The organism is Tenacibaculum sp. 190524A05c (genome assembly GCF_964036595.1).
GTDB lineage: Bacteria > Bacteroidota > Bacteroidia > Flavobacteriales > Flavobacteriaceae > Polaribacter > Polaribacter platacis.
This window is the reverse complement of record NZ_OZ038523.1, coordinates 1,712,910-1,730,000: the sequence shown is the minus strand read 5'-3', so window position 1 is coordinate 1,730,000 and position 17,091 is coordinate 1,712,910. Positions and strand designations below refer to the sequence as shown.

13 protein-coding genes and 2 rRNA genes (1 of these 15 cut by a window edge) are annotated in these 17,091 nt (G+C 31.5%); 10 read left to right on the top strand and 5 right to left on the bottom strand.

Translation table 11 applies throughout. From position 1 onward, the window contains the following. The 8 genes from ABNT61_RS07440 to ABNT61_RS07405 form a co-directional block, all read left to right on the top strand. A 23S ribosomal RNA gene (locus tag ABNT61_RS07440) occupies window positions 1–49 on the top strand (it extends 2,739 nt beyond the left edge of the window). A gap of 98 nt (window positions 50–147) precedes the next feature. Beyond that, window positions 148–256 (top strand): 5S ribosomal RNA (rrf, locus tag ABNT61_RS07435). A gap of 228 nt (window positions 257–484) precedes the next feature. Then, a complete protein-coding gene (locus ABNT61_RS07430) occupies window positions 485–1,891 on the top strand; it encodes a glycogen/starch synthase (RefSeq protein ID WP_348745445.1) in 1,407 nt (468 codons plus the stop codon). Between the two features lie 10 nt (window positions 1,892–1,901). Then, window positions 1,902–3,176 carry a glucose-1-phosphate adenylyltransferase gene (locus ABNT61_RS07425; RefSeq protein ID WP_348745444.1) on the top strand — a complete coding sequence of 425 codons (1,275 nt, stop codon included), beginning with the start codon at window positions 1,902–1,904 and terminating at the stop codon, window positions 3,174–3,176. A gap of 14 nt (window positions 3,177–3,190) precedes the next feature. After that, entirely contained in the window at window positions 3,191–5,104 is a 1,914-nt protein-coding gene (glgB, locus tag ABNT61_RS07420; protein WP_348745443.1) for a 1,4-alpha-glucan branching protein GlgB, read from the top strand. 110 nt (window positions 5,105–5,214) lie between these two features. Further along, entirely contained in the window at window positions 5,215–7,617 is a 2,403-nt protein-coding gene (locus ABNT61_RS07415) for a glycoside hydrolase family 31 protein (protein WP_348745442.1), read from the top strand. Window positions 7,618–7,680: 63 nt separating this feature from the next. Next, window positions 7,681–9,777 carry a phosphate acetyltransferase gene (pta, locus tag ABNT61_RS07410; protein WP_348745441.1) on the top strand — a complete coding sequence of 699 codons (2,097 nt, stop codon included), beginning with the start codon at window positions 7,681–7,683 and terminating at the stop codon, window positions 9,775–9,777. 3 nt (window positions 9,778–9,780) lie between these two features. Then, on the top strand, window positions 9,781–10,959 hold the full coding sequence (locus ABNT61_RS07405; protein ID WP_348745440.1) for an acetate kinase: 1,179 nt from the start codon (window positions 9,781–9,783) through the stop codon (window positions 10,957–10,959). Here ABNT61_RS07405 and ABNT61_RS07400 read toward each other — a convergent pair. Further along, on the bottom strand, window positions 10,954–12,114 hold the full coding sequence (locus ABNT61_RS07400) for an alanine--glyoxylate aminotransferase family protein (RefSeq protein WP_348745439.1): 1,161 nt from the start codon (window positions 12,112–12,114) through the stop codon (window positions 10,954–10,956). The two genes, ABNT61_RS07405 and ABNT61_RS07400, sit on opposite strands and share 6 nt — an antisense overlap. A gap of 182 nt (window positions 12,115–12,296) precedes the next feature. On the opposite strand from ABNT61_RS07400, the gene ABNT61_RS07395 reads away from it, so the two are divergent. After that, the gene (locus ABNT61_RS07395; RefSeq protein ID WP_348742559.1) at window positions 12,297–13,079 is read left to right on the top strand and encodes a tRNA pseudouridine synthase A; all 783 of its coding nucleotides are present in this window, start codon (window positions 12,297–12,299) and stop codon (window positions 13,077–13,079) included. 46 nt (window positions 13,080–13,125) lie between these two features. On the opposite strand, the gene ABNT61_RS07390 is transcribed toward ABNT61_RS07395, so the two are convergent. The 3 genes from ABNT61_RS07390 to ABNT61_RS07380 are packed head-to-tail and all read right to left on the bottom strand — an operon-like array spanning window position 13,126 to window position 15,001. Beyond that, the gene (locus tag ABNT61_RS07390; RefSeq protein WP_348745438.1) at window positions 13,126–13,671 is read right to left on the bottom strand and encodes a hypothetical protein; all 546 of its coding nucleotides are present in this window, start codon (window positions 13,669–13,671) and stop codon (window positions 13,126–13,128) included. After that, window positions 13,661–14,155: a sigma-70 family RNA polymerase sigma factor gene (locus tag ABNT61_RS07385; RefSeq protein WP_348724064.1), complete on the bottom strand. Its 495-nt coding sequence runs from the start codon at window positions 14,153–14,155 to the stop codon at window positions 13,661–13,663. The genes ABNT61_RS07390 and ABNT61_RS07385 overlap by 11 nt, the downstream gene beginning before the upstream one ends. Then, a complete protein-coding gene (locus ABNT61_RS07380) occupies window positions 14,156–15,001 on the bottom strand; it encodes an alpha/beta hydrolase (protein ID WP_348745437.1) in 846 nt (281 codons plus the stop codon). A gap of 214 nt (window positions 15,002–15,215) precedes the next feature. Between ABNT61_RS07380 and ABNT61_RS07375 the strand changes: the two genes are divergently transcribed. Further along, window positions 15,216–16,301, top strand: a complete 1,086-nt coding sequence (locus ABNT61_RS07375) for an L-dopachrome tautomerase-related protein (RefSeq protein ID WP_348745436.1) — start codon at window positions 15,216–15,218, stop codon at window positions 16,299–16,301. 93 nt (window positions 16,302–16,394) lie between these two features. Here ABNT61_RS07375 and ABNT61_RS07370 read toward each other — a convergent pair whose 3' ends face one another. Further along, on the bottom strand, window positions 16,395–17,084 hold the full coding sequence (locus ABNT61_RS07370) for a hypothetical protein (RefSeq protein WP_348745435.1): 690 nt from the start codon (window positions 17,082–17,084) through the stop codon (window positions 16,395–16,397). Between the last annotated feature and the right edge of the window lie 7 nt (window positions 17,085–17,091).

Genomic DNA, 17,091 nt, shown 5'->3' with positions numbered 1-17,091 from the left:
CAGTAATGTATGTAGCCGAGTAGTACTAATAACCCATAGGCTTATGTACGTATCCCGGTCTTCGGGCCGGGAACAAACTCTTTGATAATTTATTATATCATTTTACTTATATGTTAACTTATACAGTTGAAATATACTGAAACAACTTAAGGTGATTATAGCAATGGGGCTCACCTCTTACCATTCCGAACAGAGAAGTTAAGCCCATTAGCGCCGATGGTACTGCCACTGGTGGGAGAGTAGGTCGTCGCCTTTCTTTTTTAACAAAAAACGCTCAATATTATATTGAGCGTTTTTTTTGTCTTTATCCCAAACATTAGAATCACTATATAACGTTATAGTTATATTAATACTCCAAAAAGTTAAATATTTGATCATTTTTTAATGATTCTTCATTTTTAGTAGCTTTTTTTTAATAATTATTTTCAGTTTTTGTTTTGTTGATTAATTAACTTTAGAGTTAACTAATAAACTTACCCTCCGAATGAAAATTTTACATACCAGTTTCGAATGTTATCCTATTGCGAAAGTCGGTGGATTGGCCGATGTTGTTGGTTCATTACCTAAGTATCAAAATGATTTAGGTTACGAATCAAACGTTATTATGCCATATTATGATAATGCATTTTTTAAGAGAAGAAAATTAAGGAGTGAATTTACTGGTGTTTTTAAACTTAAAAATGAATTATATAATTATTCTATTTCTACTATACTTATTAAGTCAACAAGAGTAACTACATATATTGTTCGAGTAGAAGGTTTATTAGATAGAGAAAATGTTTATGGTTACGACGATGAATCAAAACAATATATAGGTTTTCAATTAGCTGTTTTAAATTGGTTAAGTATAAGTGACAAATCATTTGATGTAATACACTGTCATGATCATCATACTTCACTTATACCTTTTATGATTAATTATTGTGATGATTATCTTAAATTAAAATATACACCTACAGTAATTACAATTCATAATGCCCAATATCAAGGTCAGTTTTCACATGAAGAGATTAAATTAATTCCTTCCTTTAATTTCGATAATGTGGGATTATTAGATTGGTATGGTAGCATTAATCCTTTAGCAGCTGGGATCAAATGTGCTTCTAAGGTAAATACTGTTTCTCCCTCTTATATGGAAGAGCTGAAGGAACGTGCAAATGGTTTAGAAGGTTTATTAAGGAGTGAGTCAAATAAATGTATTGGAATTTTAAATGGAATTGATACAGATTTCTGGAATACGGAAAAAGATAGCATGCTAGTTAAGAATTATAAGGTTTCTAATGTGGTTTCAGGTAAAAAAGCCAATAAAAAGGAAATATGCGAATTTTATAACCTGGACGTAGAGTTACCATTATTTGGTTTTATTGGTCGATTAGTAGGGGAAAAGTCTGCGGACTTATTACCTCAAGCGATTAGAGAAGCCTTAGAAGAGAATGAAGAGATTAATGTTATGATCTTAGGTTCTGGTCATCAAGAGATAGAAGAACAACTGATTGAACTTAAAGAAGAATTAAAAGGTAGATTTAATGCTCATATTGGTTATGATGAAAACCTGTCTCATTTATTGTATGCTGGTTGTGATTTTCTATTAATGCCATCAAGAGTTGAACCTTGTGGCTTAAATCAAATGTATTCTCTTAGATATGGCACAATTCCTATAGTAAGGCGAACAGGAGGTTTAAAAGATACGGTGGTCGACATTGGAGATGGAGGATTTGGTATTTGTCATGATCAAGCTTCTGTTTGGGATATAAAATATTCCATAGGAAGAGCTATTGAATTATACAAGGATGTTAGTTCTTTCAGAAAAATCCAAAAAACAATAATGAAAATAGATAATTCTTGGACGAAATCTGCTCAAGAATATATTAAATTATACAAATCAATTTAACCAACCATACATGATTAACAAGAAAGTTTTAGCCATAATTTTAGGAGGAGGGCAAGGAACACGTCTTTCACCACTTACAGATAATAGATCAAAACCTGCAGTTTCTATAGCTGGGAAATATCGTTTAGTTGATATCCCAATTTCCAATTGTATTCATTGTGATATTAAAAGAATGTTCGTTTTAACACAGTTCAATTCAGCATCTTTAAATAGACATATAAAGAATACATATACTTTTAGTACGTTTAGTCAGGCCTTTGTTGATATTATGGCAGCTGAGCAAACTCCAGAGAATAAAACTTGGTTTCAAGGAACAGCTGATGCGGTTCGACAATCGATGCACCATGTTTTAAATCATGAGTTTGAGTATGCTTTAATTCTTTCAGGAGATCAATTGTATCAAATGGACTTTGATGATATGTTAGAACAACATATAAATAAAAAAGCTGAAATAAGTATTGCTACACTTCCAGTAAATGCAAATGATGCAACAGGTTTTGGTATTTTAAAAACAGACGATGAGAGTTTTATTTCTTCATTTGTAGAAAAACCATCATCGGAACAATTAAATGGGTGGGAATCTGAAGTTGATGATGAGATGAAAGCTGAAGGAAGAAACTATTTGGCTTCCATGGGTATTTATATTTTTAATCGCGAATTATTAGTGGAATTAATGTCTAATCCGGATACTATTGACTTTGGTAAAGAAATAATTCCTCAATCAATCGGAAAAAATAAAGTTCTAGCCTATCAATATAAAGGCTATTGGACAGATATTGGAACTATTGCTTCATTTTTCGAAGCAAATATTGGTTTAACAGAAGAAATTCCACAATTCGATTTATTTAATACTTCAAAGAATGTACTTACACGTCCAAGAATTTTACCTCCATCAAAAATTTATGGAACACTTTTAAATAAGTCTATGATTGCTGATGGTTGTATTATAAACGCGAAAACTATTGAAAATTCAGTTATTGGTATTCGTTCCAGAATTGGAAAAGGATGTGATATTAAAAGTACGTATATGATTGGTGCAAATGTGTATCAAGAAATAGATGAAATTGAAAAAGATAAAAAATCAGGAACTCCATATATAGGAGTAGGAGCAAATTGTGTTATTGAAAATGCAATTATAGATAAGGACGCTAGAATAGGAAATAATGTGACATTAAAAGGAGGAAAACATTTAAAAGATGCAACAGAAGAAGCTTATGTAATAAAAGATGGAATAATAGTAGTTAGAAGAAGAGCTGTTATACCAAATGGATTTACAATAGAATAAGCAAAGATTTTTTTATGACTAAAGTTATTGCACATAGTTTTTTTACCGAGTTTGATGTCAATTTATTTAAGGCAGGAAAACATTATAAATTATATGAAAAATTAGGTTCTCACATTACTACAGTGAATGGAGTAGAAGGAACTTATTTTGCAGTTTGGGCTCCATCCGCAAAATCTGTTTCTGTTGTTGGTGATTTTAATTTTTGGAATGAGTATGAACATCAATTAAATGTTCGCTGGGATGAATCTGGAATTTGGGAAGGATTTATTCCTAATGTAGGTAAAGGAAATTTATACAAATACAAAATTCATTCTCATAACAATGGAATCATAACAGAGAAAGCAGATCCTTTTGCTAGAAGATCCGAACATCCTCCAAAAACAGCTTCGGTAGTTTGGGATAATATTTATATCTGGGATGATCAAAATTGGATGAAGAAAAGGAAGAAACACAATGCTGTTAATGCTCCGTATTCAGTTTATGAAGTTCATCTTTCCTCTTGGAAAAAGAAATTTGAAGACAATAATAGATCATTGTCGTATTTAGAAATGGCAGATGAATTGGTTTCTTATGTAAAAGAAATGCAATTTACACATGTGGAATTTATGCCAGTTATGGAATATCCATATGATCCTTCTTGGGGATATCAAATTACTGGATATTTTGCTCCAACTTCAAGATTTGGGTATCCTGATGATTTTAAATTCTTGATCGATAAGTTTCATCAAAATGACATTGGTGTAATTTTAGATTGGGTACCGTCTCATTTTCCGGAAGACGATCATGGATTAGGAATGTTTGACGGAACACATTTATATGAACATCCGGATAAAAGAAAAGGATACCATCCAGATTGGAAAAGTTTAATTTTTAATTATGGGAGAAACGAAGTAAAAAGTTTCTTAATAAGTAATGCGATATTCTGGTTAGATCAATACCACGTTGATGGATTACGAGTTGATGCCGTAGCGTCAATGATATTTTTAGACTACTCTAGAAAATATGGAGAATGGGAACCAAATATGTTTGGCGGAAATGAATATTTAGAAGCTATCGATTTTCTGAAAGAACTTAATGAAGAAGTTTATCGAAGTTTTCCAGACGTGCAAACAATTGCTGAAGAATCAACAGCATTTCCAAAAATATCAAGACCGACTTATTTAGGCGGATTAGGATTTGGTATGAAATGGATGATGGGTTGGATGCACGATTCTTTACAATATTTTGCCAAAGAGCCAATATATAGAAGACATCATCAAAACGATCTTACATTTAGTATGACGTATGCTTTTACAGAAAATTTTATGTTGCCTTTATCTCATGATGAAGTAGTTCATGGAAAACGAAGTATCATTGGAAGAATGCCTGGTGATGAATGGCAAAAGTTCGCAAACTTAAGACTCTTGTATAGTTATATGTTTACGCATCCTGGAACAAAATTATTGTTCATGGGAGGTGAGTTTGGTCAACATGGTGAATGGAATTTTCAAGAAAGTTTAGACTGGTATGTATTGGAATACGGATTCCATTCAGGAGTACAAAAACTAGTCAAAGATCTAAATATTCTGTATAAAAAATATCCTGCATTATATGAAAAACAGTTCGAACAAGATGGATTTGAGTGGATTGGTTATGATGATCATGAAAACTCGGTAATTAGTTATATCAGAAAAGGAAATAAAGAAGAAGAACTGGTTATTGTGGTTTGTAATATGACACCAATTCCAAGAACCAATTATAGAATAGGTATACCTAAATCAGGTAGACTTACTCAAATTTTTAATAGCGATTATAAGAAGTATGGAGGTAGCGGAATATCAAATAAAAAGCATATAACTATTGAAAATAAAGGATGGAATCATAGAAACTATTCTTGCGAAATTACATTACCACCTTTAAGTGCGGTTGTGTTTAAAATAGAAGATTAGTTAAATAAAACGATTTCGTAAAAACAAGACATAAACGTTTAGTAATTCAAGTCTAAATCGTTCTTTTATAAACAAGTTGATTAGTGTAATTAAACCCAAATTGAAGTACCATGATTATTAATACTGAACTAGAATACAAAGGGAATTTGTTTCCAGGAAAAATTAATTCTTTCTCTCAAGATGTAGATAAAATCTATTTTAAAACAGAAAATGGAGTGATACTTCAGGTAACGGTGTTACGTGGAAGTGTAATACGTTTTAGATATGCTACTGATAATAATTTTGATAAAGATTTTTCATATGCTATTAGTGACGATGGTGCAAGAGGATATAGCAAATTAGAAGTTGAAGAACACGATGATTGTTATAAAATAATTACAATTAAAATTGTAATTCAAATTGATAAATCAGATTTAAAAGTTTCCATTTTTGATGTGAACGGAAATGTTATTTGTAATGATGATTGGGGATTTCACTGGGAACAGAGTTACGAATTTGGTGGGAACATCGTAAAAATGAGTAAAGCTGCTCCTCAAGGTGAATGTTATTATGGTTTAGGAGATAAACCAATGCATTTAAATTTAAAAGGAAAACGAATTGAAAATTGGGCTACAGATCAATATGCATTTGGTAAAGATCAAGATCCATTATATAAAAGTGTTCCTTTTTATATCGGAATGCACGAAGAAAGATCGTATGGGATTTTCTTTGATAATACATTTAAAACGTTCTTCGATTTTTGTAATGAACGAAGAAATGTAACCAGTTTCTGGGCTCACGGTGGAGAAATGAATTATTATTTCTTCTACGGACCAGATATGCAAGACGTAGTTACACGTTATACAGATTTAACTGGGAAGCCAGAATTGCCACCTTTATGGGCATTAGGATACCATCAATGTAAATGGAGTTATTATCCTGAATCTAAAGTAAAAGAAGTAGCAGGAAAGTTTAGAGAACTTCAAATTCCTTGTGACGGAATTTATTTGGATATCGATTACATGGATGGATTCCGCTGTTTTACGTGGAATAAAGATTATTTCCCGGATCCAAAACGAATGGTGAAGGAACTTGCTGATGATGGGTTTAAAACTGTTGCCATTATAGATCCAGGAATTAAGATTGATGATGATTACTGGGTGTATAAAGAGGCCATGGAAAATGATTATTTCTGTAAGCGTGCAGATGGTCCTTATATGCGAGGAAAAGTTTGGCCAGGGGAATGTTTCTTTCCAGACTTTACAAATCCAAAAGTAAGAGAATGGTGGTCTGGATTATTCAAAGAAATCATTGATGAAATTGGAGTGAAAGGTATTTGGAATGATATGAATGAACCTGCAGTTATGGAGGTTCCAGGAAAAACATTCCCTAATGATGTTCGTCATAATTATGATGGTCATCACTGTAGCCACAGAAAAGCACATAATATTTACGGTACGCAAATGGCTCGTGCAACTTATGAAGGTGTGAAAAAATATGCTTATCCAAAACGTCCATTTATTATCACGCGTTCTGCATATTCTGGAGCACAACGTTTTACTTCTTCTTGGACTGGTGATAACATTGCGACTTGGGAACATTTATGGATTGCAAATATTCAGGCGCAACGAATGAGTATGAGTGGAATGTCTTTTACAGGAAGTGATATTGGAGGATTTGCCGAACATCCAACCGGAGAATTATATGCAAGATGGATTCAGTTAGGAGTTTTCCATCCATTTTGTAGAACACATTCTTCTGGTGACCATGGAAATCAAGAACCTTGGACATTCGGTCAAGAAGTAATTGACGTAACTCGTAAATATGTTGAATTACGTTATCAACTTCTTCCTTATTTATATACGATGTTTTGGGAATACGCTGAATTCGGAATTCCAATGTTGAAATCTCTTGTTTTATATGATCAGTATGATCCTCAAACGCATTACAGAACAGATGAGTTTATTTTTGGAAATCAAATTTTAGTTTGTCCAATTCAAGAACCGAATGCTAAAGGAAGAAGAATGTATATTCCTCGAGGACATTGGTATAACTACTGGACAAAAGAATATGTAAAAGGAGGATTAGAAAAATGGGTAGATGCAGATATTGATACAATTCCTATGTTCATTAAAGAAGGAACTATTGTTCCGAAATATCCAGTTCAACAGTATGTAGGAGAAAAGGTAATTGATGAATTGAAACTTGAAGTGTATTTCAAATTAGGAGAAAAAGAAGTTTCTAAAGTTTTTGAAGATGCTCAGGATGGTTATGATTACATGAAAGGGAGATATAGTTTACGAACATTCTCTTTTACAGGTAAAGAAAATGAAGTAATAATTCAACAACATAAAGACGGAACTTTTATTACGGAATATGAAACTATGGTTTTCGAATTCATTGGTCTCCCATTTAAAATTACTGCGGTAGAAATCGATAATGTTTTGGTAGACTTAAAAACGGTTAAGTTCAACTCAAAAAATAACACCATGGTAATTCCAAAGAATTTCACGGAATTACATATTGTAGGGTAAATCATTTTTTAGATCGTAGCAGGCTTTATTAATTTTAGAGTAATTTTGTGCAAAAATTAGAAAATGAATAAAGCAATCTACATTGCCGCTAGTGGAGCAAATTCTGGAAAGTCGATGTTAAGCTTAGGCTTAATGCAGCTTTTATTAAGGAATAAGCCAAAGGTTGGATATTTCAGACCAATTATTGATAATCCTGTGGATGGAAAAAAAGACAATCACGTAAATACTATTGTCAATTTTTTCAATCTAAAATGTGATTATGAAGATACTTATGCTTTTACAAGATCAGAGCTATTAGATTTATTAAATGATGATAAAGAGGATGAAGTCATCAATTCTATTCTTAGCAAATACAAAAAGCTAGAGGAAAAGAATGATTTTGTTATTGTTGAGGGTACAGATTTCTCAGATCATGGTGCAGTAATTGAAATGGATCTAAATGTTTTGATTGCAAAAAATCTTGGAATCCCAGTTATAATTGTTTCAGGTGGAATTGATAGATCGTTAGAAGAATTTATTCAAGGATTCCGATTAACATATGATTCTTTTACGAATAAAGAAGTAGAAGTAATCGCAGTAATTGCCAATAAAGTCCAAGAGAAAAATGTAGATATTATTATTAATGGAATTGGTGAAAATTTACCAAAATCGTTATTGATTAATGCAATTCCTGTTAACAGCAAACTTAACAATCCTACTATTCACGAGATTTCACAGGCCTTAGAAGCCGAAGTGTTATTTGGAGAAGAGTTCTTAAATTCTACAACAGGTGAAATAAAAGTGGGAGCAATGCAGCTTTCTCACTTTTTAAATCATCTTACAGATGAGGCAGTAGTAATCACACCTTCAGATCGTTCAGATATTTTGTTAGGAACATTACAAGCCAATATTTCAAGTCGTTATCCAACAGTATCTGGTATAATTTTAACTGGAGATATGGATTTAAGTCCTTCTGTAATTGAATTAATTACTGGACTGGAAAAGATTGTTCCTATTTTAAAAGTAAAAGGAGGTACATTCGGAATTGCATCAAAATTAGGCTCAATTCGTTCTCATATTTATGCAGAGAATAAGAATAAAATAAAGTTATCTATAAATACTTTTGAGAAGTATGTAGATATCGAAACATTAAGTGATAAATTAATTACTTATAAAGGAACAAACGTATTAACACCTCGAATGTTCCAATATAATTTACTGAAAAGGGCAAAACAATCACGAAAACATATTGTATTGCCAGAAGGAAGTGATGACAGAATTCTAACAGCGGCTTCTCAGTTACAAAAATTAGATATTGTTGATTTAACGATTCTGGGGAAACAAGTAAATGTTGAAGCAGCAGTTAAGAGATTAAATATTTCTTTCGATTTTGAAAAGACTAAGATTATTAATCCTAGTACTTCTGAATATTTTGAGGAATTTTCTAAAACTTTATATGAATTAAGAAAACACAAAGGGTTAAGTCCAGCAATGGCTGAAGATCTTATGGCGGATGTTTCTTATTTCGGAACTATGATGGTGTATAAAGGATTGGCGGATGGAATGGTTTCTGGAGCTGCTCATACCACTCAGCATACCATAAAACCATCATTACAATTTGTAAAAACAAAACCAGGTTTTTCAGTAGTTTCTTCTATTTTCTTCATGTGTTTAGAAGATAGAGTTTCTGTATTTGGAGATTGTGCAATTAATCCAAATCCTACTTCAGAGCAATTAGCAGAAATAGCAATTTCTTCTGCTGATTCGAGTATTGCATTTGGAATAGATCCAAAGATTGCAATGTTATCGTATTCTTCAGGAAGTTCTGGTAAAGGAGAAGATGTAGATACTGTAAGAAAAGCCACAGAAATTGTAAAACAAAAACGACCTGATTTAAAAGTTGAAGGGCCAATTCAGTATGATGCGGCTGTTGATCCAACTGTTGGTAAAAAGAAATTACCAAACTCTGAAGTAGCAGGACAGGCAAATGTGTTAATTTTCCCAGATTTGAATACAGGAAATAATACCTATAAAGCGGTTCAAAGAGAAACTGGAGCATTAGCAATCGGACCAATGTTACAAGGATTAAAAAAGCCAGTAAACGATTTAAGTAGAGGTTGTACAATTGATGATATTTACAACACTATTATTCTAACCGCAATTCAAGCACAAGAAAATTAGTATATGAAAGTATTAGTTTTAAATTCAGGAAGTTCATCTATAAAATATCAATTATTTACAATGCCAGAAGAAAAAGTAATTTGTTCTGGTTTGATTGAACGAATTGGTTTAGAAGAAGGAGCAGTTCATTATGAATCAGCAAATGATGATGTTACTGAACATATAAAAATTGAAAATCATAGAGTTGGTTTAGAAAAAGTGGTTGCTTTACTTTTAGATGAAAAGATTGGTGTGATTTCTTCTACTGATGAAATTGAAATTGTAGGTCATAGAGTTGTACACGGAGGAAGTTCTTTCACAAGCACAACTGAAGTTTCGGAAGAAGTAAAAAGTAAAATCGAAGATTTATTTTCTTTGGCTCCTCAGCATAATCCGGCAAATCTAGAAGGAATTAAAGTTGCTGAAGCGATATTTACTAAAGCGAAACAAGTTGCCGTTTTCGATACTGCATTTCATCAAAGTATTCCAGAGAAAGCATATACGTATGCAATTCCTAAAAAGTTTGTAACTGAAAGTAAAATTCGTTTATATGGATTTCACGGAACGAGTCACAAATATGTTTCTGAAAAGGCCATCGAATATTTAGGAAAAAATGAATCTAAAATTGTTACGGTGCATTTAGGAAATGGATGTAGTATTTCTGCAGTTCAAAACGGTAAAAGTATTGACCATAGTTTAGGGTTTGGTCCAGTTACTGGTTTAGTGATGGGAACAAGAAGTGGAGATATTGATCATACGCTGATTTTTTACTTAGTAAATTCTTTAGGATATAAAATAGACGAGGTAAATACGTTGCTGCAAAAAGAAAGCGGAATGTTCGGATTAACTGGATATAGCGATTTACGTGATATTGAAGCTGAAGCATCTAAAGGAAATAAAGATTGCCAGTTAGCTTTAGATATTAATACCTACCGAATTAAAAAATATATTGGATCATACATTGCTGCAATGAATGGAGTTGATGCCATTGTTTTTACAGCTGGTATAGGCGAAAACTCTTCATTAGTTAGAGAGAAAGTTTGTGAAGATTTAGAGTTCTTTGGAATAGAAATCGACACAAATAAAAATAGTATTAGAGCTAAAGAATTAACAGAAATTCACACAGAAAATTCTAAAGTAAAACTATTGGTGATTCCAACTAATGAAGAATTAGAAATTGCAAAGCAGGCTTTTGCTTTATAAATTTTCTAAGAAAGTTCCTATACTTTCTCCAAGAGTAAACGAGTAGTTTTGTTTGGCAAGAGCAAATTCAATAGCACTAAGTGTAGCAACAATATCACTTTTGTTAATCGCGCCCATATGTCCAACTCTAAAATATTGAGTTTTTATTTCTGAATGCAAACCACCAGCTAAAATTACACCGTACTCACTAATATCTTTTCTAAATTGGTTTCCATCGATTCCTTCTGGATAAAAAATTGCACTCATGGTATTTGCGGCGATTTCTTCTCTTTTTGGAACTAATTGTAAACCAATTTTTTGAATAGCTTTTCTAAATGCTTTCGCATATATAAGATGAGATTCAACTCTATGTTCAATTCCTTCAGTATTTATGAGGTTCAAACTAACTTCTAATGCGCGAATTAAATTTACTGGAGGTGTTCCAAAATATGAAGGACGTCTTTCTTCATAAGCTTCCATAATTGGTAGCCAATTGGTAAAGCTTCCATAATAATTTTGTACCGGAGTTTTTCTATTTTTCCAAACCGTCATAGCTTTTTCAGAAACTACTAATAAAGCTAAACCTGGAGGAACTCCAATTGCCTTTTGAGAACCCGTTAACACAACATCAATTCCCCAAGTTTCTTGTGGAGTTCTTTCACCAGCAGTTGCGCATACACCATCTAACACAGTTAGTGTATTATATTTTTTTGCAATATCTGCAACAGATTTAGGATCGGTTAATACACCAGTTGAAGTATCAACATGAGTAATCGTAACTAACTTGTAATTTTTAGATGATAGTTCTTCTTCAATTTTATTTAAAGAAACAATCTCTCCAATTTCAGCTTGTAAAACAGTTACGTTAGCTCCATAAGTTGCTAAAATATTTTTATAACGTTCTCCAAAATATCCTGTAGAAATTACTAATGCATTATCTCCTGGTTCAAGTAAATTACTTACGGCCATATCCATTGCCAATGTTCCACTTCCCGCAACAATAAATGGTTGTCCGTTAGGTGCTAACCAAATTTTTCGCATTAATTCAATTGAGTTTCCAAAACTTTCTATAAAGTTTGGAGCAACATGACTCGTAGTAACTTCTCCCATGGCTCTTAATACTGAAGGATCAACTTCAATTGGTCCAGGAATCATTAATAATTTTCTGTTTTTCATGAAATTATGGTCTAAAAAATGAATGTTATTGCTGTGAAATTACAGAATAGTTTTTACTAAAACCTTATAGTTTGTAAAGTTTACGACTATGATAAAAATGAAGTGTTTATTTTATAATATTCTAATTTTGGAATAGTGATTTTTATGTATTTATAGCGATTTAAGTTTGTTAGATTTGCAGTATGAACTATAATCATTCTTATTTAGTTAAATTTCAATATCTGGGTTTTAGGTTTCATGGTTGGCAAAAACAACCCAACTTAAAAACCGTTCATTGGGCGTTAGACAAAACCTTAAAGTTTGTTTGTAAAGGAATTCGATTTAAAACTATCGGAGTAGGAAGAACAGATGCAAAGGTTTCTTCTACAGATTATACGTACCAATTATTTATTGATGAAAAAATAGAAGGAAGTAGTTTTATTAAAAGTTTTAATATTAATTCTCCATCGGATATTCGGGTTTTAGAAATTCAGGAGTTAACTGATGAAAAGTTTAATATTATTCAACATCCAAAAATTAAAGAGTATCGGTACTACTTTTCTCATGGAGAAAAGAACCATCCGTATTGTGCACCGTTTTTAGTAGGATATTTACAAACATTAAATATCGAATTGATGAAAGAGGCAGCTAAATTATTTGAAGGCTTTCATAATTTTAAACATTATTGTACAAAACCATCAGCGGAGACCAAAGTTGAACGTACTATTGATAGTTGTGAAATCGTTGAAAATACAGAATTAACTGCATCTTTTTTTCCTAAAAAAAGTTACGTGCTAATTATTAAAGGACATGGATTTCTGCGTAATCAGATTCGCTTAATTATGGGAGCGTTAGCAGAGGTAGGAAAAGGGAATTATGATTTAGATTTTATTAAAGAAAGTTTAGATGGTAATTCAGATATTACCTTTTTAAAGTCAATCGCGCCAGCTTCTGGTTTACATCTCCACGAGATAAAATTTAATTAAAAATAGAAGTGTCTTTATTTTTATAACAAAGACACTTTAACTAGTATTATTTTAATTCTTCATAAAATTTATTTTCTCTTCGAATACTGAAAGCTACAATTATGGCAATTATCAATATCGATAGAAAACCTGAAATTAAAATATAAGTATAAAATCCTTCTGAGAACTCTTGTTTAAAATAGGGTAGAAGCTTAGTAAAACCATAAGTGTAAATAATAAAACAGATTGGAGTAACCACATAATTTATAATCTTCCTTAGCTTAAAATGTTTTCCTAAATATTTTTGAAATTCTTTACTATCTAATGCAATGAGCTGTTGTTCTTTGCGGTACAGTGAAATAGTTTCTAAGACTATTCTAAAAACTAAACTCCCTATCATTAACAATAATCCTATTGTAAAATTATTCCATTCATAAACCGAACAGTAAATCGTATATACGATTAAAATTATAACCGTAATTGATAAAATAGTTATAGATAAAAACTGTCCGTTACGTTGTTTTTGTGCGAGTTTAATTATGTTTTCTGGCGTATTAGTATTGGAATTATCTTTTTGACTTTTCCAAAGTTGATTTAATTTATCATTTTCCATTGGTGATACATTTTAAAAGTGCTTTTCTGATTCTTGATAATCGTGTTCGTAAAGCACCATGAGAGATTCCAGTAGTTTCTGCAATAGTTGCTTGAGGAATTTCTTCTAATTCTAATAAAATTAATGTCTTATTGTTTTTAGTTAACTGATCAATACAGCTATACATCTTTTGTATATCCTTATCAGTTGAGGTTTCAGAATTTGAATCCATCGGAGTAGTTAAGATACTCTCATTGATTGGCTGAAACTTTCTTTTAGATTTTCTTAAATCACCCAAACATATATTAATGGCAATTCTATAAATCCAAGTGCTAATAGAGGCATCTCCTTTAAATGAATTTCTATGTTTCCAAACTTTTATAAAGGTTTCCTGTTGCCATTCCTTTGCGATTTCATCTACTCCAGATGCATAGCCTAAACAAAGCTTGTATACTTTTGGCGCATAGGTATTATATAACTCTGTAAATTGATTTTCTATATTCATTTATTTCAAAGCTAAACTTTTTTTAATTTGTTTTAAGAACCATTCTGGTTGATCAAACATTATAAAGTGAGCAGAATTTTCAGCTATTAAAAAATCGTAATTAGCTAAGTTTTTATATTGCTTGTCATAAGTTTGTTTTACCATATCTTTTCCATAAGGTTTCTCTGCAGCTAATAATGTAACCGGTATTTTTATATTTTTCAGGTTTTCACGAGTATCGAATTTTAAGTAATCAGTATAACCATACACGTAGGTTTTACGATCTGCTTGAAGCATCCATTTTTTGATATTATTTTGAGCATCTTTATTCAAACTCATTCCTTTAGACATTGAATTGGCTAAGTTTTCAAAGTCTTTAGAATTCATATTCAATTGTTGTTTGTTAAACGGACTTTCATATACTAAATAATCAGGATTGTAATTCGGAATCATTAGAGCACCAGCGGCAGGCAAAGCATCAACTAAAATAATTTTTTCGATATCATTTTTTTCTCTACTAGCAAGCCAAGCTGCAATTGTTCCACCTAAACTATGACCAATAACAGTAATGTCTTTTAAGTTATTCTTAGAAATATAATTTTCTAATGCTTCGTTAACTTTTGGCAACCAAGGAAACTCTATAGCTTTTTTTCCACCAAATCCAGCTAAAGTAATTACATGACATTCGTAATTTGCTTCAAGTTCTTTTACAATCGGTTGCCAACTATCTCCAGGAACAGTAAATCCGGGAAGTAAAAGAATTGGTTTTCCTTTTCCTGAAACTTGGGCATAAATTGGTTGGTTTTCTTTTTGTGCTTGTACAGAAGTAATTAAAAAGAAAGTTAGAATGTAAATGATATTTTTCATGATTTCTATGTTTTAGTTTTCCTTTAGATGCAACAATTAAAAAATGTTACATTTTTATTTTTAAAAACTAAAACAGGATATTAATTGTACTATCATTTATGACCGTTATTGCAGACCTTGATTACTATATTTAATTTTGTAACTATATTTTTTATAGTTATTAAGAATTAAGTAAATAATGGCTATTGATGAAATTATTTAAAACAATTTAAAAATGAAAAACCTAATTACAATTGTTGTATTTGCGCTAACCATTTTCATGTGCAAATCACCCGATAAAAAAGAGAAAAACGCTATAACGAATAAAGATCAAAGTGTTGAAAAGAGTGATAACATTTTACAAATAGTTGCAGAATTTGAGAGTCGTCCTGGAAATGTTGCTGTAAGTAGTGATGGAAGAATATTTACTACCATGCATCCACTTGATAATTCTTCATTTCAATTATTAGAAATAGTTGATAATTCTAAACACCCATTTCCAAATGAAGATTATCAGAAAAATGGAGGAGAAGCTAATGATAGTAAGATTGATACTCCTTTAGGAATTCGAATTGATAAAAATAATGTCTTATGGATAATTGATATGGGTCAGAATTTGGGAATGACGCGCTTATTTGCTTTTGATATTTCGTCAAGAAAAGAAATTTTTAGATTTGATTTTCCTGAGGGTATTACACCAAAAGGAAGTTTTATTCAAGATTTAGCTGTTGACGAAAAAAATGGTTGGGTTTATCTTGCAGATATTGCTAATCCTGGAATTTTAGCTGTTGATACAAAAAATAAAACTGTAAGACGTTTTGCTCACGAATCTGTTCAATCAGAAGATATTGATATGATTATTAATAATAATGTTATCAATTTCGGTGGGGCACCTGCACGAGTTGCTGTTAATCCAATTACAATGAGTAACGATAGAAATACACTTTTTTATGGAGCTATGAATGGAACCAAATGGTACAGTGTCTCAGCTGAATTGTTTAGAGAAGGAAAAGAGGATGAAGAAATTTCAGAAGCAATTCAAGTAGTAGGAAAAAAGCCTATTTCAGATGGTGCTGCAACAGATTCAAAAGGTAATCACTACTTTACTAATTTACAAGAACATGGAATTGATATTCTAACAGCATCGGGCGAGCTAAAGCCTTTAATAAGAGATGCATCTATTGATTGGGCTGATAATGTTGCTGTAAGTAATGATGGTTGGTTATATATAGTAATAAATCAACTTTATAAAGCTCCGGCTTTTACAGGAGCCGAGGATTTAGGACAAAAACCATATTATATAAAAAAGATTAAACTTTAAATAGAGTATAGTAACAAAAACGGTTTAAGATGAAACTTAAACCGTTTTTTGTTTTATTGTAGTATACTGAACCTAGTAAAAAAAATGTTGTGATTAATTGGGGAATTCATGAATTCTAACAAATGATCTAGTCACCATACTATCTGAATTGAGTAAGGTTAAATCGATTTGATTTTCTTTAAAATCTACTTTCCAAAAACTTCTTTTCAAATCTTTACCATAAGGAATTAGTTCTATTTCAGATTTATGTCCATGTACATTGTAAACACCGCTAAACCTTCCCAAACTTGAACGAATACTAAATCGTCTATCCCATTTTAGAAATAAAACACCATTAATATTTTCAAAGAAATTTCCTTTTCCTTTAGAATTGTTTAGTTTCCATAAACCTAGAACTTGGTCACCATATGTAGTAGGTAATTTATCGGTTCTTTTTAATGAAACAGTAAGAGGTTGACCATCTTCTGTTCTATTCCAGGTCATTTTTTCACCATCAATTGTAATTACAAACGGTTCATTAGCATCCTTAATTCCATTGGTATTTACCATAGACAATTCGTTGGTGTCTTTATTTAGATTCCAAGTTCCTACAGAATGTTGAAACCAACCGTTCCCTGATGTTTGAGTGAAATCATTATTAAATTTCATCCATCTTGCATTTGGAGTAACTTCGTGTTCACCAGATTTTACGGATTCAACAATCCATAATCCTTCAATGGTATTTTCTGTTTTACAATTCACGAATAATAGAGAAAGTAGTAGCAGTAGTATTGAGTTTTTCATTGTAATT

Coding starts and splice junctions, on each gene's coding strand:
- ABNT61_RS07430 (WP_348745445.1), top strand. CDS start 485: ATGAAAATTTTACATACCAGTTTCGAATGTTATCCTATTGCGAAAGTC.
- ABNT61_RS07425 (WP_348745444.1), top strand. CDS start 1,902: ATGATTAACAAGAAAGTTTTAGCCATAATTTTAGGAGGAGGGCAAGGA.
- ABNT61_RS07375 (WP_348745436.1), top strand. CDS start 15,216: ATGAAAAACCTAATTACAATTGTTGTATTTGCGCTAACCATTTTCATG.
- ABNT61_RS07390 (WP_348745438.1), bottom strand. CDS start 13,671: ATGGAAAATGATAAATTAAATCAACTTTGGAAAAGTCAAAAAGATAAT.
- ABNT61_RS07370 (WP_348745435.1), bottom strand. CDS start 17,084: ATGAAAAACTCAATACTACTGCTACTACTTTCTCTATTATTCGTGAAT.
- pta (WP_348745441.1), top strand. CDS start 7,681: ATGAATAAAGCAATCTACATTGCCGCTAGTGGAGCAAATTCTGGAAAG.
- ABNT61_RS07400 (WP_348745439.1), bottom strand. CDS start 12,114: ATGAAAAACAGAAAATTATTAATGATTCCTGGACCAATTGAAGTTGAT.
- ABNT61_RS07385 (WP_348724064.1), bottom strand. CDS start 14,155: ATGAATATAGAAAATCAATTTACAGAGTTATATAATACCTATGCGCCA.
- ABNT61_RS07405 (WP_348745440.1), top strand. CDS start 9,781: ATGAAAGTATTAGTTTTAAATTCAGGAAGTTCATCTATAAAATATCAA.
- glgB (WP_348745443.1), top strand. CDS start 3,191: ATGACTAAAGTTATTGCACATAGTTTTTTTACCGAGTTTGATGTCAAT.
- ABNT61_RS07415 (WP_348745442.1), top strand. CDS start 5,215: ATGATTATTAATACTGAACTAGAATACAAAGGGAATTTGTTTCCAGGA.
- ABNT61_RS07380 (WP_348745437.1), bottom strand. CDS start 15,001: ATGAAAAATATCATTTACATTCTAACTTTCTTTTTAATTACTTCTGTA.
- ABNT61_RS07395 (WP_348742559.1), top strand. CDS start 12,297: ATGAACTATAATCATTCTTATTTAGTTAAATTTCAATATCTGGGTTTT.